The organism is Streptomyces sp. AC627_RSS907, assembly GCF_019049165.1.
Genome location: NZ_JAGMUE010000716.1, coordinates 1 through 631, shown reverse-complemented (window position 1 = coordinate 631; position 631 = coordinate 1). Strand labels below are relative to the sequence as shown.

1 pseudogene is annotated in these 631 nt (G+C 77.2%); it reads right to left on the bottom strand.

The annotated features are described in order from the left end of the window. Positions 1–110: 110 nt before the first annotated feature. Positions 111–631, bottom strand: a pseudogene (locus KUM32_RS38225) (hypothetical protein); the annotation flags it as partial.

Here is a 631-nt window from a genome sequence, read left to right as displayed (position 1 = left end):
CCGCGGCCCTCTGCTTCGCCGTCGGCACCTGGGCGCTGCTGGCCAGCTAACCCGGCCCGGACCGCGACAGCCGGCCACGCGCGCCCGCGCCGCCGGCCACAACCCCCGGGCTACCGAGCGGAGTTGTCGACCCCGCCGTGCGGCCCCGCGCCCGTCACCGGGACGCCGGCGCGCCGGCGCGCGGTCAGCTTCCACGCGCCGAGGCCGGCCAACAGCGCCGTACCGAGCCCGAACCCGCCGTAAGCGACGGCCCGCAGCCGGTCGTCGTCGGTCTCCTCGGCGGCCCCCGGCCCCGGTTGGCCGATCCGCCCCTGATCAGCGCCGACACCGAAGCCGCCCGCCGTGGCGCTGCCGTCGTAGCGGGGGCCCGGCTCGGCGTCGCCCTTCACGTGGACGCGCACGGTCACCGGTACGCCGTCCTCGAAGTAGCGCTTCATCTGCGGGCTCACGGTGACGGCGACGTAGTACCAGCCGGCGACGCTCGCGGCCCGCACGGCCGCCCGGGAGCGCTCCGTGCGGTTGACGTAGGCCAGCGGCGCGGTGCCGATCCGGGAGGTGCTCGGGTTGCCCTTGTACGGCACGAAGTGGTTGGTCGCGAGCAGGGCGCGCGCCGGGTTGTGGACGGCCGCGC